Source organism: Achromobacter sp. GD03932 (assembly GCF_029839485.1).
GTDB lineage: Bacteria > Pseudomonadota > Gammaproteobacteria > Burkholderiales > Burkholderiaceae_B > Achromobacter > Achromobacter bronchisepticus_A.
This window is the reverse complement of sequence record NZ_JAOCAT010000011.1, coordinates 1-23,814: the sequence shown is the minus strand read 5'-3', so window position 1 is coordinate 23,814 and position 23,814 is coordinate 1. Positions and strand designations below refer to the sequence as shown.

Genomic DNA, 23,814 nt, shown 5'->3' with positions numbered 1-23,814 from the left:
GCCGGAGATGAGGGAGTGCGTTTAGAGCCTGAAACAGGCTCTTAGGTTCAATCCGCCTGCTTGCGCAGGAATGCCGGGATGTCGAAATGATCCATGCCCGAGCTTTCCAGTGCACGCACCTGGGCCGACGCCTGGCTGCGCGGATTGCGCATGACAGACGGCATGTCCAGGTTGCGGTAATCGCCTTGACCGCCAGCCGGCATCGCGCCCATGGGCATGTTGTCGGTGCCGGTACGCAGCACTTCAGCGGTGTTCTGCACCAGCTGCGGACGCGCTTGCGCACGGCCCAGGCCGGTCGCAACCACGGTCACGCGCAGGTTCTCACCCATGGACTCGTCGTAGGCGGTGCCGAAGATCACGGTCGCGTCGTCCGAAGCGTAGCTGCGGATCGTTTCCATGATTTCGCGCGTTTCGCGCATCTTCAGCGAACGGCTGGCGGTGATGTTGACCAGCACGCCGCGAGCGCCGTTCAGGTCCACGCCTTCCAGCAGCGGGCAAGCGATGGCGTGCTCGGCGGCCACGCGGGCGCGGTCAGCGCCCGAAGCCGACGCCGTGCCCATCATGGCCTGGCCCTGCTCGCCCATGATCGTCTTGACGTCTTCGAAGTCGACGTTGACGTTGCCTTCGACGTTGATGATTTCGGCGATACCCGCGCAAGCGTTGTGCAGGATGTCGTCGGCGGAACGGAAGCAGTCTTCCTGCGTCGCGTCCTCGTCCATCAGTTCATAGAGGTTCTCGTTGAGCACCACGATGAGCGAATGCACATGCTTGGCCAGTTCCGAGATGCCGTCCTCGGCCATCTTCAGGCGCTTGTTGCCTTCGAAGGTGAACGGCTTGGTGACCACGCCCACGGTCAGGATGCCCAGTTCCTTGGCGACTTCGGCCACGACCGGACCTGCGCCGGTGCCGGTGCCACCGCCCATGCCGGCGGTAATGAAGACCATGTGCGCGCCATTCAGCGCGGCACGGATCTCCTCGCGCGCGGTTTCAGCCGACGCGCGTCCCTGCTCGGGCTTGGCGCCCGCGCCCAGGCCGGTGCGGCCCAGACGGATCTGCACCGGGGCGTTGGTCGCCGCCAGTGCCTGCGCATCGGTGTTGGCGCAGATGAAATCCACGCCGTGCACGCCGCTGCGAATCATGTGCGCCACGGCATTGCCGCCCGCACCGCCCACACCAACGACCTTGATAACGGTCCCTTTGGTGTTGTTCTCAAGCATCTCAAAGTTCATCATGATGACTCCCTCACAAGTCCGATTTCGCAAATCACAAAAATTCCCCAACCAACCTATGTTTTGTGAATCGCCTCAAACTCGTCGCCGGACGGGCCCGCAACGGGTTTGAAGCGCCTCCCCTCTTCTGGCCCGGCCCGCGATACCGCCGCGAACCGCACCAAGGACAGGCCCCAACCTGCCCTGTACAACTCAGTTCATGAACCATTCCTTCATGCGCGCCAGCAGGCTCTTGAAATTGCCGGTCTGGGCGGCGACCTTGCGGCCGCGCACACGCTGCATTCTTGCTTCCTGCAACAAGCCCATCACCGTCGAGAAGCGCGGATTGCGCATCACGTCGGCCAGGCTGCCTTCGTATTCGGGCACCGCCACGCGCACCGGCTTGAGGAACACGTCCTCGGCCAGTTCGATCATGCCGGGCAGTTGCGCCGAACCGCCGGTCAGGACCACGCCGGAAGCCAGCAAGTCCTCGTAGCCGGAGTCGCGCACGACCTGCTGCACCAGCGTGAACAGCTCTTCCACCCGCGGCTCGATCACAGCGCCCAACGCCTGGCGCTTGACCTGGCGCGGGCCGCGGTCGCCCAGGCCCGGCACTTCAACGGACTCGTCCGGGCTGGCCAGGACCTGCTTGGCCACGCCATAGCGCAGCTTGATTTCCTCGGCATCGGGCGTGGGCGTGCGCAGCATCGCGGCGATGTCGTTGGTGATCTGGTCGCCGGCGATCGGCAGCACGGCGGTGTGGCGGATCGCGCCGCCGGTGAAGATGGCCACGTCGGTGGTGCCGCCGCCGATGTCGACCAGCACGACGCCGAGTTCCTTTTCATCGGCAGTCAGCACGGCCAGGCTGGAGGCCAGGGGCTGCAGGATCAGGTCCTGCACTTCCAGGCCGCAGCGGCGCACGCACTTCACGATGTTCTGGGCGGCGCTGACCGCGCCCGTCACGATGTGCACGCGCACTTCCAGGCGCAGGCCGCTCATGCCGATGGGTTCGCGGATGTCTTCCTGGCCATCGACGATGAACTCCTGCGTCAGCACGTGCAGCACTTGCTGGTCGGTCGGGATGTTCACCGCCTTGGCGGTCTCGATGACGCGGGCAACGTCGGTGGCGGTGACTTCCTTGTCCTTCACGGCGACCATGCCGCTGGAATTGAAGCTGCGGATATGGCTGCCGGCAATGCCGGTGTAGACGTCGCGAATCTTGCAATCTGCCATCAGCTCGGCTTCTTCAAGCGCGCGCTGGATGGAATTCACAGTGGTCTCGATATTGACGACCACGCCCTTGCGCATGCCGCGCGATTCGTGCTGGCCGAGGCCCAGCACTTCGAATCGCCCTTCAGGCAAAATTTCAGCCACCACAGCCACCACCTTGCTGGTGCCGATATCGAGGGCGACGATAAGGTCCTTGATGTCACGGGTCATGGCGTTAGCGTTTCTTGGGAGGTTTCGGTGTGGATTTGGATTTGGTTTCCGACGGCGGCAACGGGGCCAGCGCCAGGGCGAAACCATTGGGATAGCGCAGGTCGGCCTGCGTCACGGTGCGCCCTTCCAGGCGTCCGGCAACGGCGGGCCACGCCTGCACAAAACGTTGAATGCGGGCCGCAAACGGCAAGGCGCCCGGCAGGCCATGCGGATCCGGCGCATCGGCGCCCGGATCGCGGCCCAGGTCCAGCGACATGCCATTGGACAGCACCACGCGCCAGGCGTAGCGCGGACTCAGGTCCAACTGCGTGACGTGCATGTCCAGTGGAGCGAACCAGCGCGCCAACTCGGCGTAACGCTGCACGACCAGCGACTCGGTCCCCTCCGGACCGGAGAACTGCGGCAGCACCGTCTCGTCGTCCACCTCGCCCGTGTTGGCCGTGAACGCCTCGCCCCAGGTGTTGATCATCTGGTTCTCGTTCCACAGCGCCAGGGGCTGCTGTTCCTCGATCCGCACGCGCAACACATTGGGCCAGATCCGCCGCACGGTGGCGTGCCGGACCCACGGCACCGATTCGAAGATCTCGCGCGCGTCGTCCAGGTCCACCGTGAAGAAATTGCCCTTGAAGCGGCCCGCGATCGCCGATCGCACCGCCCCCGTGGACACGTAGTGCAGCTCGGTGTCCGGCATCGATTCCAGCTCGATGGCCTGCAGCGTGAAGAACGGGCGTTGCGCCACCCACACCACGCCCGCGATGAGCATGGCGCAAACCGCCAGCACGGCCAGCGTGTTGGCGATCAGGTTGGTGGTGCGAGCGTCGTTCCACACAGAGTATCCGGGTCAAGCGTTGCGGGCCGGGCTGCGCACTTTGCACGCAGCCTCGGACAAGATCGCCACGCACAGTTCGGCGTAGCTGATTCCCACCGCCTTGGCGGCCATGGGAACGAGTGAATGACTGGTCATGCCAGGCGAGGTATTCATTTCAAGCAGCCACGGCCGGTTGTCGCGGTCGAGGATGAAATCGGCGCGGCCCCAACCTTCGCAGCCCAGCGCCTGGTAAGCCTTGACCGCGATCTCGGCGACTTCCGCGGCCACTTCGGGCGGCAGCGTGGCCGGGCAGAAATACTGCGTGTCGTCGGAGAAGTACTTGTGCTCGTAGTCGTAGTTGCCGCCGGGCGCGGCGATCTCGATGACGGGCAGCGCGCGCGCGGTCTTGCCGCCGCCCAGCACCGCCACGGTCAGCTCGCGGCCGGTGATGAACTGCTCGGCCAGCACTTCGGCATCGAAACGCGCGGCTGCGGCGTAGGCTTCCTTCATGTCGGAATAGCCCACCACCTTGGTGATGCCCACCGTCGAACCTTCGTGCGGCGGCTTGACGATCAGAGGCAAGCTCAGGCGGTCCGGCACCAGGCGCAGCTCGGTGTCGGCGTCCAGCAATTCGAAGTCAGGCGTGGGCAGGCCATGCTGCAGCCAGACGCGCTTGGTCATGGTCTTGTCCATGGCGAGCGCGGAGGCCAGCGGGCCGCTTCCGGTGTAGGGGATGCCCAGCAATTCCAGAGCGCCCTGGATGGTGCCGTCTTCGCCGTAGCGGCCGTGCAAAGCGATGAACACGCGGTCAAAGCCCTGGGCGGCCAGCTCGGACAGGCTGCGCTCGCCCGTGTCGAACAGGTGCGCGTCCACGCCGGCGCTGACCAGCGCCTGGTGCACGCCCGCGCCCGACATCAAGGACACTTCGCGCTCAGCGGAGCGACCGCCGTACAACACACCCACCTTGCCGAATTGCGTGCTCATGCCAGTTCTCCAACTTGGGCGGGGACCTTGCTGATCGAACCCGCTCCCATACAAATCACCACGTCGCCGTCGCGCACGAAATCCACGATGGCCTGCGGCAGTTCCGCCACGTCCTCGACGAACACCGGCTCAACCTTGCCGGCCACGCGCAGGGCGCGCGACAAGGCCCGGCCGTCCGCCGCGACCAGCGGCGGCTCGCCCGCGGCATAGACCTCGGTCAGCAGCACCGCGTCGGCCGTGCCCAGCACGCGCACGAAATCCTCGAAGCAGTCGCGGGTACGCGTATAGCGGTGCGGCTGGAAGGCCAGCACGATGCGACGGTCGGGCCAGGCGCCGCGCGCGGCGGCCAGCGTGGCGGCCATTTCCACCGGGTGATGGCCATAATCGTCGATCACCGTGAAAGTGCCGCCGCCGTGGCTGGCCGGCACAGGGAATTCGCCCGTCTGCGTGAAGCGGCGGCCCACACCGCGGAAGGACGACAGCGCTTCGCAGATGGCTGCATCGGCCACGCCCAGCTCGGTCGCCACGGCGATCGCGGCCAGCGCGTTGCGCACGTTGTGCAGGCCCGGCAGGTTCAGTTCGACCTGCAGCGGCGGCAACAAGGTGTCGCGGTGCGTGCGCTGCACGTTGAAGCGCATGCGCGTGCCTTCCGGCTGCACTTCGTAGGCGCGCACCTGTGCCTCTTCGTTCAGGCCGTAGGTCGTGATGGGCCGCGACACAAAAGGCATGATCTCGCGCACATTGGCGTCGTCCGAACACAGCACCGCGCTGCCGTAGAACGGCAGGCGCTGCGTGAACTCGATGAAGGCGCTCTTCAGGCGCGCCACGTCATGCCCGTAGGTGTCCATGTGATCGGCATCGATATTGGTCACGATGGCCATCACCGGCAGCAGGTTCAGGAACGAGGCGTCGGATTCGTCGGCTTCCACCACGATGTAGTCGCCCTGCCCCAGGCGCGCATTGGCGCCGGCCGAGTTCAGGCGGCCGCCGATCACGAAGGTCGGGTCCAGGTCGCCAGCGGCGAGCACGCTGGCCACCAGGCTGGTCGTGGTCGTCTTGCCGTGCGTACCGGCGACGGCAATGCCGCGCTTCAGGCGCATCAGCTCGGCCAGCATGATGGCCCGCGGCACCACCGGAATGCGCGCCGCGCGGGCGGCGATCACTTCGGGGTTGTCGCCCGCCACCGCGGTGGAGGTGACGATGGCGGCGGCGCCCGTGACGTTGCTGGCCACGTGGCCGATCGCGATCTTCATGCCCAGGCCGGCCAGGCGGCGCGTCACGGCCGACTCGTTCAGGTCGGAACCGCTGATGGTGTAGCCCAGGTTGAGCAGCACCTCGGCAATGCCGCTCATGCCCGAGCCGCCGATGCCTACGAAATGGATGTGTTGAATTCTGTGTTTCATGATGCGCGCCCCGCTGCTTGTTCACAGACGTCGGCGATATGGGCCGCGGCTTCGGGGCGCGCATGCGCGCGGGCCCGTTCGGCCACGGCTTGAAGTTCTTGTCGGGAGCGTAGACCCAGCCACTGCGCCAGCCATTCGGGCGTCAGGCCGGTCTGCGGCTGCAGCCAGGCGGCCTGCGCGTCGCTCAGAAAGCGCGCGTTGGCGGTCTGGTGGTCATCGATGGCATGCGGGAACGGCACGAACAAGGCCGCGACGCCCGCCGCGGCCACTTCGGACACCGTCATGGCGCCCGCACGGCAGATCAGCAGATCGGCTTCGCCCATGGCGCCCGCCATGTCATCGATGAATGCGCGGCAGTCGGCCTCCACGCCCGCCTGGGCGTAGGCCTGCTGCAGCGCGGGCAAATGCTGTTCGCCGGCCTGGTGCACCACCACCGGCCGGCTTTCCTGCGGCAGACGCGCCAACGCCTGCGGCAAGGTCGTGTTCAGCGCCTGGGCGCCCAGGCTGCCGCCCACCACCAGCAGGCGCAGCGGGCCGCTGCGGCCAGCATAGCGCTGCGCGGGATCCGGCAACGCGCACAGGTCCGCGCGCACCGGATTGCCCATGGCCTCGCCCTTGGGCAGCACGCCGGGAAAACCGCTCAGTACGCGGCGGGCCATCCTGGCCAGCCACTTGTTGGCGGTGCCGGCCACGGCATTCTGTTCATGCACGACCAGCGGCGTGCCGCGCAGCGCCGCAATGACGCCGCCCGGGAAAGCCACATAGCCGCCCATGCCCAGCACCACGTCGGGCCGCACGTCGGACAGGCGTGACCACGCTTGCCCAAAGGCGCGCAGCAGCAGGAACGGCAGCTTCAAGAGCGCCGAGGCGCCCTTGCCGCGCACGCCCTGGAAGCGCAGCGGCACCAGTTCGATGCCGCGCGGCGGCACCAGCCGGCCTTCCATCTTTTCAGGATTGCCCAGCCACAGCACGCGCCAGCCGCGCTCGCGCAGCACGTCGGCCACGGCCAGGCCCGGCATGATGTGTCCGCCGGTGCCCCCAGCCATGATCAGGATGGTGCGGGAGGTCATACTCGCCCCCCACGCATCATGACGCGGTTTTCCACGTCGACCCGGATCAGCATGGCCAACGCGCACAGGTTCATCACGATGCCGGAGCCGCCATAGCTCATCAGGGGCAGGGTCAGGCCCTTGGTGGGCAGCAGGCCCAGGCAGACGCCCATGTTGATGAAGGCCTGCACGCCGAACCACATGGCCACGCCATGCGCCACCAGGCCCGCGAAAGTGCGTTCCATGGCGATGGCCTGGCGGCCGATGTCGAAGCCGCGATAAACGATGATGGCAAACAGGGTGATGACCAGCATCACGCCGGCAAAGCCCAATTCTTCGCCTACCACCGCCATCAGGAAGTCGGTATGCGCTTCCGGCAGATAATGCAGTTTCTCGACGCTGGCGCCCAGGCCCACGCCCAGCCATTCGCCGCGGCCCAGGGCGATCAGCGAATGCGATAGCTGGTAAGCGCTGCCGTAGGCGTTGTCTTCGTTCCAGGGATCCAGATACGCGAACAGGCGCGCGCGGCGCCACGGCGACAGCCAGATCAGCATCAGGAAGGTGCCGACCAGCACGGCCAGCAGGCTGCTGAAGTACTTGCCGTTGATGCCGCCCAGGAACAGGATGCCGATGGCAATCGCCACGATCACCATGAAGGCGCCCAGGTCGGGTTCCAGCAGCAGCAGCATGCCGACGCCGGCCAGCGCGAATGCCATGGGCAGGAAGCCGCGGGCAAAGGCCTGCATGTGTTCCTGCTTGCGCACGGTGTAGTCGGCGGCGTAGAGCAGTGCGGCCAGCTTCATCAATTCGGAGGGCTGGAAGTTCAGCGGACCCAGCGGGATCCAGCGATGCGCGCCATTGACTTCGCGGCCGATGCCGGGGATCAGCACCGCCACCAGCAGCACCATGGCCACCACGAACAGCGGCACCGCCAGGCGTTGCCACACGCGGATCGGCACGGCCAGCACCACCGCCGCGCCCACCAGGCCGGCGCTGATGAACAAGCCATGGCGGATCACGAAGTAGTAGCGGCCATAGGACGCATAGCGCGGGCCGTCGGCCAGCGCGATCGACGCCGAATACACCATCAGCAGGCCAAGCAGCAGCAAGGTCGACGCCGCGATGACCAGCGGCAGATCGAAATTGCGCATGCGGGTACGGCCGGGCCGTACGGCGTTGACGCTGGCGGTGAGATCGGCGATCAAGCTCATGCGATCTCTCCACGGTCGCGGGCCAGGTCTTCGACCTCTTCCACGAACACCTGTCCGCGGTGCGGATAGTTGCGGAACATGTCCAGGCTGGCGCAGGCGGGCGACAGCAGCACGGCATCGCCGGGCTGAGCCAACTCGGCAGCGCCGCGCACGGCGTCGCGCAGGGTTTCAACCGTCACGCACTGCACGCCGGTCGACGCCAGCACACGGCCGATCTCGGGACCGTCCTGGCCAATCAGCATCACGGCGCGCGCGTGCTGCGCCACCACCGGAATCAGCGGCGAGAAATCCTGGCCCTTGCCCTGGCCGCCGGCGATCAGCACGACGGGCTGGCCCAGACCTTCCAGCGCGGCGACGGTAGCGCCCACGTTGGTGCCCTTGCTGTCGTTGATGTAGTCGACGCCGCCGATCGTGCGCACGAAGGCTGCGCGATGCGGTTCGCCCGTGTATTCGCGCAACGCGCGCAACATCGGGCCCCAGCCCAGGTCCAGGCAGCGCGCCAACTGCAGCGCAGCCAGCGCATTCAAGGCGTTGTGGATGCCGCGGATGCGCAGGGCGTCCACCGGCATCAGGCGGCTCATGCGGCCCTTGGCGCGCACCGGCTCGGGCGCGTCCTTCTTGCGGCGCACCGGCGGCGCGGGTTCATCGAAATCGTTGGGTTCGCAGGCCGCCAGCCACGCCACGCCCTGGCCCAGCTCCAGGCCCATGTCGCCGACCAGCTCCGGCACGTCGCGGCCGAAGCTGCGCACATTCAGCGCGTTCAGCGTGGCAACCATGTCCACGGTGTACGGATCGTCGCGGTTGACGATGGCGACCCGGGCCATCTTCAGCAGGCGGGCCTTGGCCTGCGCGTAGGCTTCCATGCTGCCATGCCAGTCCAGATGATCCTGGGTGACGTTCAGCACGACGGCCGCGTCGGCCATCAGCGAGCGCGTGGTTTCCAGCTGGAAGCTGGACAGCTCCAGCACCCAGACCTGCGGCAGCGATTCGGCATCCAGCGCTTCCATCAGCGCGGCCAGCGCCGCGGGACTGATGTTGCCCGCCGCCACGGCCGAAAGACCGCTGGCTTCGATCAGTTGGCGCGTCAGCGCGGTAACGGTGGTCTTGCCGTTGGTACCTGTCACGGTCAACAGGCGCGGCCGGTACTCGCGCGTTTCAGCCAGATCGGCCAGCGCGCGCGCAAACAATTCAATCTCGCCGACGATCTCGATGCCGCGGGCCTCGGCCTCGCGCAGCAGATCGGCCGCGGGCGCCTGGGCAGGCGCCAAGCCCGGGCTCAGCACCACTTGGCTCACGCCGTCCAGCAGCGCCGTGTCGAACGACTCGTCGCAGCCCAAGCGGTATTCCACTTCGCTTTGCGCCAGCGATTCGCGCAGCGCAGCCAGCCCGCCCGGTTCGGCGCGCGTGTCGGCCACGCGCAGGCGGGTGCCCAGGCGGGCGCACCAGCGAGCGGCGGCGACACCCGTCTCGCCCAATCCGAGGATTAGGACGAGCGGCGCGTCTGCGCGGGAGGTTTCCATCGTATTCATCGCAACTTCAGGGTAGAGAGGCCAATCAGCACCAGCATCATGCTGATGATCCAGAAACGCACGACCACCTGGGTTTCCTTCCAGCCGCCCACTTCAAAGTGATGATGCAACGGGGCCATGCGGAAAATGCGTCTACCTGTTCCATAACGTCGCTTGGTGTACTTGAACCAAGTCACTTGCATCATCACGGAAAGGGTCTCGACCACGAACACGCCGCCCATGATGAAGAGCACGATTTCCTGGCGCACGATGACCGCAATGGTGCCCAGCGCGCCACCCAGAGCAAGCGCGCCGACGTCGCCCATGAAGACCTGGGCCGGATACGCGTTGAACCACAAAAATGCCAGCCCGGCGCCCCCGATCGCGGCGCACAGCACCATCAGTTCCGACGCGCCCGGGATGTAGGGGAACAGCAAGTACTTGGAATAGTCCACGCGACCGACCACATAGGCGAAGATGCCCAGCGCGCTGCCCACCATGACGGTAGGCATGATGGCCAGGCCATCGAGGCCGTCGGTCAGGTTCACGGCATTGCTGGTGCCGACGATGACCGCCCAGGTCAGCGCCACGAAGCCAAGCACGCCCAACGGATAGCTCACGCTCTTGAAGAACGGAACGATCAGGTCAGCGCGCGTCGGCAGCGGCATCGTGAAGCCGCTGCCCACCCAGGCCTTGAAAAGGGGCCACAGTTCAGTGTTGGCGGGCGCGGACACAGCGAAAGCCAGATACACCGCGGCCACGATGCCGATGGTGGCCTGCCAGAAGAACTTCTGGCGCGCGGGCATCCCTTCGGGATCGCGATAGACCACCTTGCGGTAGTCGTCCATCCAGCCGATCCAGCCGAAGCCGAAGGTCACCAGCAACACCACCCACACGAAGCGGTTGGTCCAGTCCGCCCACAGCAGCGTGCTGATGGCGATGGAAATGAGGATGAGCACGCCGCCCATGGTGGGGGTGCCGGTCTTGACCAGATGGGTTTCCGGACCGTAGGAGCGCACGGCCTGGCCGATCTTCATCTCGGTCAGTTTGCGGATCACGCGCGGACCCGCCACCAGGCCAATCAACAGCGCAGTCGCGCATGCCAGAACAGCGCGCAGGGTGATGTATTCGAACACCCCCAGTGCGCGCACATCGTCAGACAGCATGCGGGCGATTTCAAGCAGCATTCTGCTCTCCCTGCCCCTTGGCCGTCACACCTTCATTCGTAGAAAAAGCCGTCACTACCCGCTCCATGCGCATAAAGCGCGATCCCTTTACCAATACGCAGGACGCGCGCAGGCCGCGCATGGCGGCAACCACTTCGTCTACCGATGCGCAGGCGTGTGCGCCCACTCCGAATGCGGCGGCGGCCGCCCGGCTGGCTTCGCCTAGCGTGATGAGCGCGTCGAGCCCTTGCTCACGCGCGTAATTGCCCACCTCGACATGCATGGCGGGGCCGTTGTCCCCGACCTCGCCCATGTCGCCCAGCACCAGGACGCGCTTGCCGGCCATGCGGGCCAGCACGTCCACGGCTACGCGGACCGAGTCGGGGTTGGCATTGTAAGTGTCATCAATGAGCAACGTTCCGTCACTCATACTCTTGTGCTGCATGCGCCCCGCGACCGGGCTGAAACCAGCCAGTGCGCGCACCGCGCCGTCCAGCGGAGCCCCCGCGGCGATCGCGCTGGCAATGGCGGCCAGCGCATTGCGCAGGTTGTGCAGGCCCGGCACCGGCAGCGTCAGGTCGGCAACGCCCACCGGCGTCACCACACGGCAACGCGTGGCGTTCACGTCGGCGAGGATCTGCTCGGCGTACACGTCCAGGCCGGGCTGCAGGCCGAAACGCAGCACGCGGCGCGGCTCGGCCAGGGCATCCCAGATCGCCGAATACGGCTCGTCGCCGGGATACACGGCAACGCCGTCCTCGGGCAGCGCCGCGATGGCGGCGCCGTTCTCGTGCGCCACCGCTTCCACGCTGTGCATGAATTCCTGGTGTTCGCGCTGGGCGTTGGTGACCAGCGCCACCGAGGGCGCCGCAAGGGCGGCCAGCTGCGCGATCTCGCCGGGGTGGTTCATGCCCAGTTCGAATACGGCGGCGCGGTGCTCCGGCCGCAGGCGCAGCAGGGTCAGCGGCACGCCGATGTCATTGTTCAGGTTGCCGGCGGTCGCCAGGCGGCCCGTCTCGCCCTGCCACTCGGCCAGCATCGCCGAGATCATTTCCTTGGTGGTGGTCTTGCCATTGCTGCCGGTCACCGCCACCACGGGCAGCGTGAACCGCGCGCGCCACGCGGCGCCGATGCGCATCAACGCGACGCGGGTATCGCCCAGCACCAGTTGCGGCAGCTTGGCGTCGGGCACGGCATGCGCCACCACGGCCGCGCACGCGCCGCGCGCTTCGGCCTGATCCAGATAGTTATGGGCGTCGAAGTTCTCGCCCACCAGCGCCACGAACAGTTCGCCTTCGCCGATACGGCGGGTGTCGGTCGACACGCCCTTGACCTGCGGCAACAGCAGCGCCAGCCGCGCCCACTCCCGGTCATCGAACGGCAGCTTCTCGCCCCCGATATCCTGGTAGGTTTCATGGCCCTTGCCGGCCAGCAGCACCACATCATCGGGCGCCGCGGCCCAGATGGTCTGCATGATGGCGCGTGCGCGGTCCACTTGCACGTCGGGCGTCACGTTGTCGGGAATACCCGTCAGGATCTGTTCGACGATGGCTTCGGGCGACTCGGTGCGCGGGTTGTCGCTGGACACGACTACATGGTCGGCCAAGTCCGCAGCGATGCGGCCCATCACCGGACGCTTGCCCGGATCGCGCTCGCCGCCGCAGCCGAACACGCAGATCAAGCGGCCCGATCGGGCGGTCGCAACGGCGCGCAAGGCCGCCAGCGCGCGTGACAACGCATCCGGGGTATGGGCATAGTCCACCACCACCAGCGGGCCGCGGCCCGTGCTGGCCTGGGTGCTATGCGCCACCGGTTCGACGGTCTGCAGGCGGCCGTCGACGGGGTCAGTCGCCGCCAGTTCGCGCGCGATCTGCGCAAACGGCAGGCCCAGCTGATACAGCACGCCCGCAACCAGCAGCAGGTTCGATACGTTATGCGCGCCCAGCAGGCGCGTCACGATCTGCGCCTCGCCATGCGGCGACACCAGCGTGAAGATCTGCCCCTGCGCGGTAGCCTGGAGATCGCGCGCGCGCATGCCGGCGGGAATGTCCTGCGCTTCGCTCAGGCTGTAGCCCATCGCCATGCCGGCAGGCAGGTCGGCGATCAGGCGGCGGCCGGCTTCGTCGTCGGCGTTGATCACGGCGGCGGTCAGGCCCGGCCAGCGGAACAGGCGCGCCTTGGCGGCTTCGTACCGTTCCATGGTGCCGTGGTAGTCAAGATGGTCGCGCGTCAGGTTGGTGAAGGCGGCCAGCGCAACACGCACGCCGTCCATGCGGCCCTGTTCGATGCCGATGGAAGAGGCTTCCATGGCCACGGCCTTGGCGCCGGCGTCGCGCATCGCGGCCAGCGTGCGGTGCACGGTCAGCACGTCGGGCGTCGTCAGGTCGCCGCCCAGCGTCTGCCCATCGGGCAACACGGCGCCCAGGGTGCCGATGGTGCCGCAGGGCTTGTCATTGCGGCTCAGCGCATGGGCAATCCATTGCACCGATGACGTCTTGCCGTTGGTGCCCGTTACCGCCACCACCGCCAGCTCGGCCGAGGGCCGGCCGTACCAGGTGTCGGCCAACTCGCCCAGCAGGCCGCGCAAGCCGGTCACCGGCAGCATTGCAGCGTGGTCCGCCACGGCCGTCACGGCCTCGTTGGCGGGAGCTTCGAACAACACTGCACTGGCGCCCAGCGCCAACGCCTTCTCTATATAGAGACGTCCGTCGCTGGACAGGCCCGGGCACGCGACGAATACATCGCCCGGCTCGATATCGCGGGAGTCCAGCTTGAGGTGCGCGGTCAACGACACGCGCGAATGCAACCACGCCACGGTTTCGGCAACCGTGGCGACAGGGTTGGAGAGGAAGCCTTTGGCGCTCATCTGCCTGGCTCCTTAAGACCAGCAACAATTGTGGATTCGAAGGGTGCGTCCGGGCGCACCCCCATCAGCCGCAAGCTCCCCCCCACGATCTGGGAGAACACGGGCGCGGCGATAGCGCCGCCGTAATAGCCGCCGACCGTCGGCTCGTCGATGGACACGGCCACGACGATCTTCGGATCGGATACCGGAGCGAAGCCCACGTAAGAGCTCCGATAGCGCTGCATGCTGTACTTGCCGTCGACGATCTTGCGCGCCGTGCCGCTCTTGCCGGCGACCCGGTAGCCCTGCACCTGGGCGGCCTTGGTGCCTTCGGGGCCGGCGGCCGCTTCCAGCATGCCGCGCACCATTTCGGTGGTCTTGGGCGTGTAGATCTTGACGCTGGTGGGGTCGCTGTCGCGCTTGACCAGGGTCAGCGACACCATGTCGCCGTTACGGGCGAAAACGGTATAGGCGCGCGCCACCTGCAGCAGCGACACCGACAGGCCGTAGCCGTAGGCCATGGTGGCCTTTTCGATCAGGCGCCAGCGGTCCCACGGACGCAGGCGGCCGGGCGCCGCGCCGGGAAATCCCACCTGGGGCGCCTGCCCCAGACCCAGTTCGGTGAAGCGGTCCCACATTTCGCGGGATTCCAGCTTCTCGGAGATCATCGTCATGCCGATGTTGCTGGACTTGCGCAGCACGCCCGCCACGTCCAGCGTGCCGTTGCGGCTCACGTCGCTGATCGTGCTGCCCTGGTACTGGAAGCGGCCGTTGCCGGTTTCGAACAGGGTCTTGGTGCTGATGCGGCCCAGGTCCAGCGCCAGCGCGGCGGTGAACGGCTTCATGATCGAACCGGGTTCGAAGGTGTCGGTGATAGCCTGGTTGCGCAGCTTGGAACCGTGGAAGGTCTCGCGCTTGTTGGGATCGAAGGTCGGCACGTTGGCCAGGGCCAGGATCTCGCCCGTGTGCACGTCCACGACCACCGCGGTCGCGCCCTTGGCCTGGTGCTTGTCCATCGCGTCCTTCAACGCCTTGAACACCAGGTACTGCAAGCGCGTGTCGATCGACAGGCGCAGGTCGCGTCCATCCACCGGCAGGGTCACGGCCTGCACGTCTTCGATCACGCGGCCGAGCCGGTCCTTGATCACGCGGCGACTGCCGGGGCGGCCGGACAACTGCTGGTTGAACGTCAGCTCAACGCCTTCCTGCCCCTGGTCCTCGACGCTGTTAAAGCCCACCACGTGAGCCATCACGTCGCCGTCCGGGTAGTAGCGGCGGGTCTCGGGCTGTTGATGCACGCCCGGCATGCCCAATTGCTTGATCTTGTCGGCCACGTCCATGGAGACCTGGCGCTTCAGGTAGACAAAGTTCTTGTCTTCGTCGACGAGGCGGTGGCGCAGGTCGGCCGGCGGCGTTTCCAGCAGCTTCGCCAGCGTATCCATCTGCGCCGGGGTGGCCTGCTTGGCGTCTTCGGGAATCGCCCAGATGGCGCGCGCCGGCACGCTGGAGGCCAGCACGGCGCCATTGCGGTCCATGATCTTGCCGCGCGTGGCGGCCAGGGTCAGCGTGCGCTCATAGCGCCGCTCGCCCTGCTGCTGCAGGAATTCGGTGGACAGCCCCTGCAGGAACAGGGCGCGGCCAGCCAGCACGGTGAATCCGCCGAACAGCAGGATCAGCACCAGGCGCGCGCGCCAGGTGGGCAATTGCCCGCGCAGCACAGGGTTGTCGAAGAAAGGGACGCGTTTCATTGCGCGCCTCCGTTGGCGGAGACGGGCGGCTGGTTCATGTACAGCGTGCGGTCCGGAACGATGGAGATCATCTTCAGGCCGTCGCGTGCGATGGCATCGACCCGCGCGTTGCGGGCCAGTTCGGCGCGGTCCAGCTGCAGGCGCCGCCAATTGGTTTCGAGGTCGCGCGCCTGCGCCTGATCACGTCCCAGCTCGATGAAGAGCTGGCGCGACTGATACCGGCTGGTGACCAGGGAAATGGCCGACAGCATCAGCAAAGCCGCAACGATCAGGTTGACGCGACCCATTAGCGGCGCCCTCCCTTGCCGCGGCGCGGCGGGGGTGCCAGGTCGCTGCCCGGCAGCGAGCCGATCTTCACGAACGCAAAACCACCCTCGGCGGGCAGCGGCGTCTCGGTGCGTTCGGCAACGCGCAGGACGGCGGAACGGGCGCGGGCGTTGGCCGAGACTTCGTCGTCTTCGGCCAGCACGCGGCCCAGGGAACGCAGGACCGGTTGGGGCATTTCGCTTTCCCGCAGGGGCAGGCGCGCATGCGCGGCAGCCGGACGAGCCGCCGCCGCGATGCATTGCTTGACCATGCGGTCTTCAAGCGAATGAAAGCTGATCACCGCCAACCTCCCTCCCGGGGCGAGCAGGTCTAGAGCTGCCGCGAGGGTGCGCGCGAGCTCTTCGAGTTCCCGATTGATGTAAATCCGTAGAGCTTGAAAGGTGCGTGTGGCCGGATGCTGCCCCTTTTCGCGCGTGCGGACGGCGCTGGCGACGCACTCGGCAAGTTCGAGCGTGGTGCGCAGCGGCCTTGTTGCGCGGCGAGCAGCAATCGCCTTTGCAACCTGAAAAGCAAACCGTTCTTCGCCATAATCCGCTATGACCTCCCGCATCTCATCCACACTGGCTTGCGCCAGCCAATCCGCCACCGTGGGACCACGAGTGGTGTCCATCCGCATATCGAGCGGGCCATCTCGCATGAACGAGAAACCGCGCTCGGCATCATCGATCTGAGGCGAGGAAACGCCCAGATCCAGCATCACGCCATCGACCTTGCCGATGCCGAGCTGCTCCAATTCTTCGGCCATGGTGGCAAAGCCGCCATGCACCACGGTGACCCTCGGGTCCGCTGCCGCCAGTTGCCTGGCTACGGCGATCGCCTCCGGATCCTTGTCGAACACCACCAGCCTGGCGCTCGGCCCCAAACGGCCAAGCAATTCGCGGCTGTGCCCGCCACGCCCGAAGGTGCCGTCGACGAAGACGCCGTCTTCCGCCCGCGTAGCCGCAGCCGGCCCGGCATGCTGATGCGACCGTGCCGCACCCTTGCCGCCGAAGTCGGGCAGCAATAGCGCGTCCACCGTCGGCTCCAGCAGAACGGGCCGATGTTCGAATTCCATAACTTTTTCAGAACGAAAACTGATTCAACACATCCGGCATACCCTTGGCCAGGTCCTCAGCCTCGCGGCTGGCCAGAGTAGCGGCGTCCCACAGCTCGAAGTGCGCGCCCAGACCGAGCAGCATCACATCGCGCGTCATACCGGAAGCGTTGCGCAGTTCAGGAGCGATCAAGACCCGGCCGGAGCCGTCCAGTTCCACGTCCTGAGCGTTGCCCAGCAACAGCCGCTGCAACGCGCGCGCCGTCATGGGAAAGGCGGCAATCTGCTCGCGCTTCTTTTCCCACTCCGGCCGCGGGTAGACCAGCAAGCAGCCGTCAGGGTGGCGTGTCAGGGTCAGCCGGCCATCGGCCTGCGACATGAGCGCGTCACGGTGCCGGGTCGGAATCGAGATCCGTCCCTTGGCATCCAGCGTGAGCGCGCTGCTTCCCTGAAACACCACTTTTACCCCACTTAATTGCACAATTTCCTACTATTTCCCACTCTACGGTATGGGATCGGGGCGGTCAAGCGCGTGGTTGCAATTTTTTCAATCACAACAAGGACTTAGATCAACATGTAAATCCGCAAAAAGAAAAACCTCCCAATAAATCAGGAGGTTGCGGCACTATCTAAAAGTCCTTCTTCAGAAGTGGCGGCTAACAATGGCTTTGCATTGTTTTACGGTCGGTCGTTAGCTCCGGTTGGCAAGGCTTCCAGCCGGCCCCGCCGATTGGAGCGGCCCCAAAAATGGTCCGGCCCGGCCAGCGCGACGCCGGGCTCCAGCCCGGACCCGGCTCGCGTTGAGAATGAGTTGCAAGACGGGTCTATAGGCCGGATTCTGTACACCAGGTTTCCCTGGCGGACGATCATTCCTCTGGACGGATCATTGCTGAGCCGCTCTAGCCATCTACCCGCATGCTTGGACGGGCCGCCCTACGCGGTCCGAAGACCGCACGCATGCCTATTTGATGTTGCTCCGGATAGAGGTTGCCGCGTTTCACCCTGCGATGCCGCCGCCCGTTGCCGGACGGCGCGATACGGAGATGGCCGTATCTGTGCGCGCGCTGCGCGCCCGCCCCGCAGACTCGTCTCTGTGGCCCTATTCCTCAACCGCGCCCGAAGACGCGGCCGGACGGCCGTTAGCCGTTACCCTGCCCTATGGAGTCCGGACCTTCCTCGATGGATTCGCATCCACCGCGATCGTCCGACCCGCCTTGCGGTGCGTATTCTATTACACCTGCCGGCTCCGTCCCCGAAGAGACCTCGATACCCTGCCGCGCAAACGGCGTTGCGGGGTTCCTGCGACAATACGCCTTGATCCGCTCAGACGCCGCAGACAATACCCATCACATGGCCCTTGCTACTCTCATCACCCTTACCGACATCCAGCTGGCCTATGGCCACCACCCGCTGCTGGACCATGCCGATTTCGCCATCCAGGCGGGCGAGCGCATAGGCCTCATCGGCCGCAATGGTGCCGGCAAGTCTTCGTTGCTGAGGCTGCTGGACGGCAGGACCCAGCCCGACGACGGCGACATCGCCCGCAGTTCGGGCCTGCGCGTCGCCACGGTCGAACAGGAACCCGAACTCGACGAAAACGCCACCGTCTTCGATGTGGTTTGCAATGTCGAGGGCGATCATGAAGACTGGCAGCGCCCCTCGCGCGTGCGCTCGGTGCTCGAAAAGCTCGGCCTGCCCGCTGACGTACAGATCGCGGGCCTGTCGGGCGGCACGCGCAAGCGCGTCGCGCTGGCTCGCGCCTTGGTCGACGAGCCCGATCTGCTGCTGCTGGACGAACCCACCAACCACCTGGACTTCGAAGGCATCGCCTGGCTGGAAGACATGCTGCGCGCCTGGAAAGGCGCCGCGGTCATCATCACCCACGACCGCCGCTTCCTGGATGCGGTGGCCACTCGCATCGTTGAACTCGATCGCGGGCGGTTGCTGAGCTTTCCCGGCAACTTCTCGCAGTGGCAAGAGCGCAAGGCCCAGTGGCTCGAGTCCGAGCGCCTGGAACAGGCCCGCTTCGACAAGCTGCTGGCGCAGGAAGAAGTCTGGATCCGCAAGGGCGTCGAGGCCCGCCGCACCCGCAACGAAGGCCGCGTGCGCCGCCTGGAACGGCTGCGGGTCGAACGCGCCGAGCGCCGCGAACGCGTCGGCGACGTTTCGCTCGCCCTGGCCGAAGGCCAGCGCTCCGGCAAGCTGGTCGCCGAACTCGACCATGTGAACAAAGCCTTCGGCGACAAGATCGTGGTGGACGACTATTCCACGACCATCCTGCGCGGCGACCGCATCGGCATCATCGGCCCCAACGGCGCGGGCAAGACCACCCTGCTCAAGCTGATCCTGGGCGAGATGCAGCCCGACAGCGGCACGACGCGGCTTGGCACCAACGTCGCGGTTGCGTATTTCGACCAGATGCGCGCGCAGCTGGACGAAAACGCCACGCTCGTCGACATCATCAGCCCGGGTAGCGAATGGGTGGAAATCGGCGGCGCCCGCAAGCACGTCATGAGCTACCTCGGCGACTTCCTGTTCTCGCCCGCCCGCGCCGGCTCGCCCGTGCGCAGCCTGTCCGGCGGCGAACGCGCCCGGCTGCTGCTGGCGCGCCTGTTCGCCCGTCCCGCCAACATCCTGGTGCTGGACGAACCCACCAACGACCTCGACATCGAAACGCTCGAGCTGCTGGAAGAATTGCTGCAGGAGTACCAGGGCACGGTGCTGCTGGTCAGCCATGACCGCGCCTTCCTGAACAACGTCGTCACCCAGACCATCGCCTACGAAGGCAATGGCCGCTGGCGCGATTACGTGGGCGGCTACGACGAATGGGTCGCGCAGCGGCCCGCGCCCGCGGCCCCGGCCGAAGACGCAGCTCCTGCCGCCAGGCCTGCCGACGATGCCGCCGCGCGCGCCAAGGCCGCCAAGCCCAAACCGGCCAAGTCCGCCAAGATGAACTCCTGGGAGCTGCGCGAGCTGGAAGGCCTTCCTGACGCCATCGCCGCCCTGGAAGCGCAACAGGCCGAGCTCGCCGGCAAGCTCGCCGATGGCAGCCTTTACCGCGACGCGCCCGCCGAAGTCGAACGCATCAACGGCGAACTCGCCAAGCTGGAAGGCGAACTCGAAGAGCGCTTCGCCCGCTGGGAACTGCTGGAAGCGCGCCGCGAAGGTACGCTGTAATCAGCTTGTCTCTATATACATATAGAGGCGCATGAAAAATGCCCCCGGGATCTCGGGGGCATTTTCTTGTCCGGGAGCAGCCGGGCAACCCGGTTGCCTAGCCCCGTGCGCGCCAGGTCAGCGCTTCACCCGCGGCCAGCGGAACCAACGTCGTGTTGCCGAACGCCACTTCCTCCGGCACCTGGTAGGTCTCGCGCACCAGCGTCAGCGTGCCGGTGTTGCGCGGCAAACCGTAGAAATCCGGGCCATGGAAACTAGCGAAGCCTTCCAGCTTGTCCAACTTGCCGACAGCATCGAACGCCGTCGCGTACAGCTCCATCGCGTGCAATGCCGTGTAGCAACCAGCGCAGCCGCAGGCATGTTCCTTCAACCCGCGCGCGTGTGGCGCGCTGTCGGTGCCCAGGAAAAAGCGCGGGCTGCCGCTGGTCGCCGCCTCGACCAGCGCAAGGCGGTGCGTCTCGCGCTTGAGGACCGGCAGACAGTAGAAGTGCGGCCGCACGCCGCCCTGGAAAATCGCATTGCGGTTGTACAGCAGGTGCTGCGGCGTAATCGTGGCTGCGATGGGGCCTTCCGCGTCGCGCACGTATTCCGCGCCCTCTTTCGTCGTGATGTGTTCGAACACCACCTTCAAGGCAGGGAAGGCGCGGCGCAGCGGCTTCATCACGCGCTCGACAAAGATGGCTTCGCGGTCGAACAGGTCGATCGACGGGTCCGTCACTTCGCCGTGCACCAACAACGGCATGCCGCATTTTTCCAGCGCTTCCAGCGCCTTCGTGCACTTGCCCAGCAGATCGGTCACACCGGCATCGGAGTTGGTCGTGGCGCCCGCAGGATACAGCTTCACCGCATAAACCTGGCCCGACTCGTAGGCGCGGAAAATCTCTTCCGACGTGGTGTTGTCGGTCAGATACAGCGTCATCAACGGCGTGAAGGCATCCGGATTGCCGCCCGCCTTCTTCAAAGCCTCCAGAATGCGGCCGCGATAGGCCAGCGCCTGCTCGGTGGTCGTGACCGGCGGCTTCAGGTTGGGCATGATGATCGCGCGCGCGAACTGGCGCGCGGTATCCGCCACCACGGCCTCCAGGGCAGCGCCGTCGCGCAGATGCAGGTGCCAGTCGTCCGGCCGGGTGATGGTGAGCTGAGTCGTGCTTTGAGTAGACATGGGAAGGCTTCTTAATCTGCCAGCGGCATGCCCCGTTCGGCCAGCGCGCTGAACATCGCGCTGCCCAAGGGGATGACGGCATCGTTGAAATCAAAATGCGAGTTGTGCAGCACGCAGCCGGAATCGGCTCCGCCCTGGCCCAGGCGGAAGTATGCGCCAGGCTTGCTCTGCAACATGAAAGAGAAATCCTCGGAGCCCATCGACGGCGTCAGATCGCGCACGACGTTCTCCTTGCCTATCATCTCGGTGGCGATATCGGCCACCAGATTGGCGTGCTGCGGCGTGTTCAAGGTCGCAGGGTAGATCCGTTCGTAAGTGACCTCGGCGGTGCCGCCGAAAGCGCCCGCAATCGCGGACACCAACTCGCGCATGCGGGTCTCCACCATTTCCTGGACGGACTTGCGGAACGTGCGCACCGTGCCGACCATTCTCGCTTCGCGCGGAATCACGCTCATGGCGCCGGGATGCCCGGCCTGCAGGGATCCGATGGACACCACCGCCGAATCCAGCGGATTGACGTTGCGCGACACGATGGTCTGCAACGCGGTGATGATCTGCCCCGCGATGGTGACGGGATCGATGGTCTGGTACGGATGCGCGCCGTGGCCGCCGCGTCCGGTGATCAGAATCTCGAAGCGGTCGGCGGCGGCCATCATCGGCCCGGGATTGATGCCTATCGTGCCCGGCTTCAGGCCCGGCCAGTTATGCAGCGCGTAAATCGCGTCGCACGGAAAGGTATCGAACAGGCCGTCTTCCAGCATGGCGCGCGCGCCGCCGCGCCCCTCTTCCGCTGGCTGGAAGATCAGTACCGCGGTGCCATCGAAATTGCGTGTCTGCGACAGGTATTTGGCCGCGCCGATCAGCACCGCGGTGTGACCGTCGTGACCGCAACCGTGCATCAGGCCGGGCTTGGTCGACTTGTGGCCGAAGTCATTGTCTTCGGTCATGGGCAAGGCGTCCATGTCGGCACGCAGGCCTATCATGCGCCCGCTGTCGCAGCGCTTGCCGCGGATCACGCCCACCACACCGGTCTTGCCGATGCCGCGGTGCACCTCGATCCCCAGCGCCTCCAGCGCGCCCGCCACGATCCCGGAGGTCCGGACTTCCTCGAAGCCAAGCTCGGGATGCGCATGCAAATCGCGCCGCAGCGCCGTCAATTCGTCATGAAAGAGGCGAATTGATTCCAAAGGAGATCGTGCGTACATAGGAGGTTACAGAATGACGATATAGAGGGGACAGTCTGTGCATTTTAGTTGCTACAGAGGATAAATGCCTTTGTCTTTACGAGAGAGACACGTTATGCTCCGGCCGCAGGACAATTTTTCCAACAGCCAGAGAAGGAGCGCCGCATTATGGCCACAACCTCCAAACCCGCGACCGCGCGCAAGCCGAACGCTGCATTCATGAAGCCCCTGACCCCCAGCGCCGACCTGGCCGCCGTCATCGGCTCGGAAGCCGTGCCGCGTACCGAGGTCACCAAAAAGATCTGGGAATACATCAAGAAGCACAACCTGCAAGATGCCAGCAACAAGCGCAACATCAACGCCGATGCCAAGCTGCGCCCGATCTTCGGTAAAGATCAGGTCACGATGTTCGAACTGACCAAGCTGGTCAACGCACATCTGAAGTAAGCAGGCAAAGGGCGTACCCCGTACGTCCCTGCCTTCATATCGTCGCGACGCCCCGGTTCATTCCTGGGCGAGCTCGCCTCCCCAGCGCAGCTTTCTCTCACCGCGACAGCCACGCCACAACCTCACCGGCATGGCCTGATTCCCCACACCAGCGTTTCCCGAAAGCCAAGCCTGGCGCGCCTCTTCAGGCAGTTGGCATGTTCGACAAAGCAAAAGGCCGGCATATGCCGGCCTTCTGTTTGACCACCTACCCTCAGGCGTAGGTGGTCGGCGCGGAGCCTTCCAGCAGCGACAGCCAGCCTTTGATCAAGCGATACAACACCCAGATCACAGTCGCGGCCAGGCCGATCCAGCCGATGAAGATGAGCGTCGCGATGCCGCTGATGGCCAGCCAAAGCAGGGCCCACCAGAAGGTACGCAGCAACCAGTCGAAATGAGCGGCATAGACGGTACCTGCGGCGTCGGAGCGCTTCAGGTACATCAGCACTACGGCTGCCAGCGTGGCGATGCCCAGGAAACCGCTCGTCAGGAAGCCCAGGGCGTACAAGCCGTAGGCAACGTGGGTCAACGTGCGCAGGTCTAACGTCGTTCCGGGCACGGGGGTCTGGGGATCACTCACGATAACGCTCCAACGAATTGACTCGGTCAATCTTACCGCACAAAGCTACCCCGCCCACGCCCGTTGTTATTTGTGCACATTCAATGCTGGCGCGGCTCGCAGCCTGATTGACGGTCCGCAACCGCACGCCAAAAAGGCCTGGCGGCGCGCAGCCGCGGCGACAGCCTTCTACCTCATCGCGCAACCAGACAAAAGAAAAAACCCCGCAGCGCGAGCTGCGGGGTTCTTGGAATCAAAGCCTGACAATGACCTACTTTCACGGACGTCCGTCCACTATCATCGGCGCAAAGGCGTTTCACTGTCCTGTTCGGGATGGGAAGGAGTGGGACCACCTTGCTATTGTTGTCAGGCGTAACTGCTTGAGTGTGTGCCCTATCGGGGCAAACGCTCCAATTCTGCCGGGAGACCGATGCACGGGCCTGGAGCGGACTCGACAGGCGCCCGCAATGGGCTCTCACAAAAGACAAAACCCCACAGGGGTTACCTGTGGGGTTT

General features: G+C 65.7%; 19 protein-coding genes, 1 rRNA gene and 1 other RNA gene. 2 read left to right on the top strand and 19 right to left on the bottom strand.

Annotated elements, in window-relative coordinates; all coding sequences use genetic code 11:
• Positions 1-47: 47 nt before the first annotated feature.
• The 15 genes from ftsZ to rnpB all read right to left on the bottom strand — a co-directional run bounded on the left by ftsZ (position 48) and on the right by rnpB (position 17,946).
• Positions 48-1,232, bottom strand: coding sequence for a cell division protein FtsZ (gene ftsZ, locus N5C88_RS12365; protein WP_054457598.1), 1,185 nt, complete (start codon positions 1,230-1,232; stop codon positions 48-50).
• Positions 1,233-1,421: 189 nt separating this feature from the next.
• Positions 1,422-2,648, bottom strand: coding sequence for a cell division protein FtsA (gene ftsA, locus N5C88_RS12360; RefSeq protein WP_006217473.1), 1,227 nt, complete (start codon positions 2,646-2,648; stop codon positions 1,422-1,424).
• A 4-nt stretch (positions 2,649-2,652) separates the two neighbouring features.
• Positions 2,653-3,477 (bottom strand): cell division protein FtsQ/DivIB, encoded by an 825-nt coding sequence (locus N5C88_RS12355; protein WP_059373724.1) that lies wholly within the window; start codon positions 3,475-3,477, stop codon positions 2,653-2,655.
• Between the two features lie 12 nt (positions 3,478-3,489).
• A complete protein-coding gene (locus N5C88_RS12350) occupies positions 3,490-4,440 on the bottom strand; it encodes a D-alanine--D-alanine ligase (RefSeq protein ID WP_251877950.1) in 951 nt (316 codons plus the stop codon).
• Entirely contained in the window at positions 4,437-5,843 is a 1,407-nt protein-coding gene (gene murC, locus N5C88_RS12345; RefSeq protein ID WP_059373726.1) for a UDP-N-acetylmuramate--L-alanine ligase, read from the bottom strand. Before murC ends, N5C88_RS12350 begins: the two co-directional genes overlap by 4 nt.
• Positions 5,840-6,913: an undecaprenyldiphospho-muramoylpentapeptide beta-N-acetylglucosaminyltransferase gene (gene murG, locus N5C88_RS12340; protein ID WP_059373727.1), complete on the bottom strand. Its 1,074-nt coding sequence runs from the start codon at positions 6,911-6,913 to the stop codon at positions 5,840-5,842. Before murG ends, murC begins: the two co-directional genes overlap by 4 nt.
• A complete protein-coding gene (gene ftsW, locus N5C88_RS12335; RefSeq protein WP_042796415.1) occupies positions 6,910-8,103 on the bottom strand; it encodes a putative lipid II flippase FtsW in 1,194 nt (397 codons plus the stop codon). Before ftsW ends, murG begins: the two co-directional genes overlap by 4 nt.
• Positions 8,100-9,632 (bottom strand): UDP-N-acetylmuramoyl-L-alanine--D-glutamate ligase, encoded by a 1,533-nt coding sequence (gene murD / locus N5C88_RS12330; protein ID WP_280015389.1) that lies wholly within the window; start codon positions 9,630-9,632, stop codon positions 8,100-8,102. The genes ftsW and murD overlap by 4 nt, the downstream gene beginning before the upstream one ends.
• A complete protein-coding gene (gene mraY, locus N5C88_RS12325; RefSeq protein WP_013391525.1) occupies positions 9,629-10,798 on the bottom strand; it encodes a phospho-N-acetylmuramoyl-pentapeptide-transferase in 1,170 nt (389 codons plus the stop codon). Before mraY ends, murD begins: the two co-directional genes overlap by 4 nt.
• On the bottom strand, positions 10,788-13,643 hold the full coding sequence (gene murF, locus N5C88_RS12320) for a bifunctional UDP-N-acetylmuramoyl-L-alanyl-D-glutamate--2,6-diaminopimelate ligase MurE/UDP-N-acetylmuramoyl-tripeptide--D-alanyl-D-alanine ligase MurF (protein ID WP_059373729.1): 2,856 nt from the start codon (positions 13,641-13,643) through the stop codon (positions 10,788-10,790). Before murF ends, mraY begins: the two co-directional genes overlap by 11 nt.
• The gene (locus N5C88_RS12315) at positions 13,640-15,370 is read right to left on the bottom strand and encodes a penicillin-binding protein 2 (protein WP_059373730.1); all 1,731 of its coding nucleotides are present in this window, start codon (positions 15,368-15,370) and stop codon (positions 13,640-13,642) included. Before N5C88_RS12315 ends, murF begins: the two co-directional genes overlap by 4 nt.
• Complete coding sequence (gene ftsL / locus N5C88_RS12310) at positions 15,367-15,657, bottom strand: cell division protein FtsL (protein WP_059373731.1); 291 nt, start codon at positions 15,655-15,657, stop codon at positions 15,367-15,369. Before ftsL ends, N5C88_RS12315 begins: the two co-directional genes overlap by 4 nt.
• Complete coding sequence (gene rsmH, locus N5C88_RS12305) at positions 15,657-16,751, bottom strand: 16S rRNA (cytosine(1402)-N(4))-methyltransferase RsmH (RefSeq protein ID WP_059373732.1); 1,095 nt, start codon at positions 16,749-16,751, stop codon at positions 15,657-15,659. Before rsmH ends, ftsL begins: the two co-directional genes overlap by 1 nt.
• A 7-nt stretch (positions 16,752-16,758) precedes the next feature.
• Positions 16,759-17,187, bottom strand: a complete 429-nt coding sequence (mraZ, locus tag N5C88_RS12300; protein ID WP_006226256.1) for a division/cell wall cluster transcriptional repressor MraZ — start codon at positions 17,185-17,187, stop codon at positions 16,759-16,761.
• Positions 17,188-17,541: 354 nt separating this feature from the next.
• Positions 17,542-17,946, bottom strand: an RNA gene (rnpB, locus tag N5C88_RS12295) — RNase P RNA component class A.
• Between the two features lie 134 nt (positions 17,947-18,080).
• On the opposite strand from rnpB, the gene N5C88_RS12290 reads away from it, so the two are divergent.
• Complete coding sequence (locus N5C88_RS12290) at positions 18,081-19,907, top strand: ATP-binding cassette domain-containing protein (RefSeq protein ID WP_280015388.1); 1,827 nt, start codon at positions 18,081-18,083, stop codon at positions 19,905-19,907.
• 97 nt (positions 19,908-20,004) lie between these two features.
• Here N5C88_RS12290 and pyrC read toward each other — a convergent pair whose 3' ends face one another.
• Together pyrC and N5C88_RS12280 are read right to left on the bottom strand one after the other, a co-directional pair.
• A complete protein-coding gene (pyrC, locus tag N5C88_RS12285; protein WP_059373734.1) occupies positions 20,005-21,069 on the bottom strand; it encodes a dihydroorotase in 1,065 nt (354 codons plus the stop codon).
• Between the two features lie 11 nt (positions 21,070-21,080).
• Positions 21,081-22,274 carry a M20 aminoacylase family protein gene (locus tag N5C88_RS12280; protein WP_054457611.1) on the bottom strand — a complete coding sequence of 398 codons (1,194 nt, stop codon included), beginning with the start codon at positions 22,272-22,274 and terminating at the stop codon, positions 21,081-21,083.
• Between the two features lie 147 nt (positions 22,275-22,421).
• Between N5C88_RS12280 and N5C88_RS12275 the strand changes: the two genes are divergently transcribed.
• Complete coding sequence (locus N5C88_RS12275; RefSeq protein ID WP_059373735.1) at positions 22,422-22,700, top strand: SWIB/MDM2 domain-containing protein; 279 nt, start codon at positions 22,422-22,424, stop codon at positions 22,698-22,700.
• A 253-nt stretch (positions 22,701-22,953) separates the two neighbouring features.
• On the opposite strand, the gene N5C88_RS12270 is transcribed toward N5C88_RS12275, so the two are convergent.
• Positions 22,954-23,319 carry a membrane protein gene (locus N5C88_RS12270; RefSeq protein WP_013391517.1) on the bottom strand — a complete coding sequence of 122 codons (366 nt, stop codon included), beginning with the start codon at positions 23,317-23,319 and terminating at the stop codon, positions 22,954-22,956.
• A 237-nt stretch (positions 23,320-23,556) separates the two neighbouring features.
• Positions 23,557-23,669, bottom strand: a 5S ribosomal RNA gene (rrf, locus tag N5C88_RS12265).
• Between the last annotated feature and the right edge of the window lie 145 nt (positions 23,670-23,814).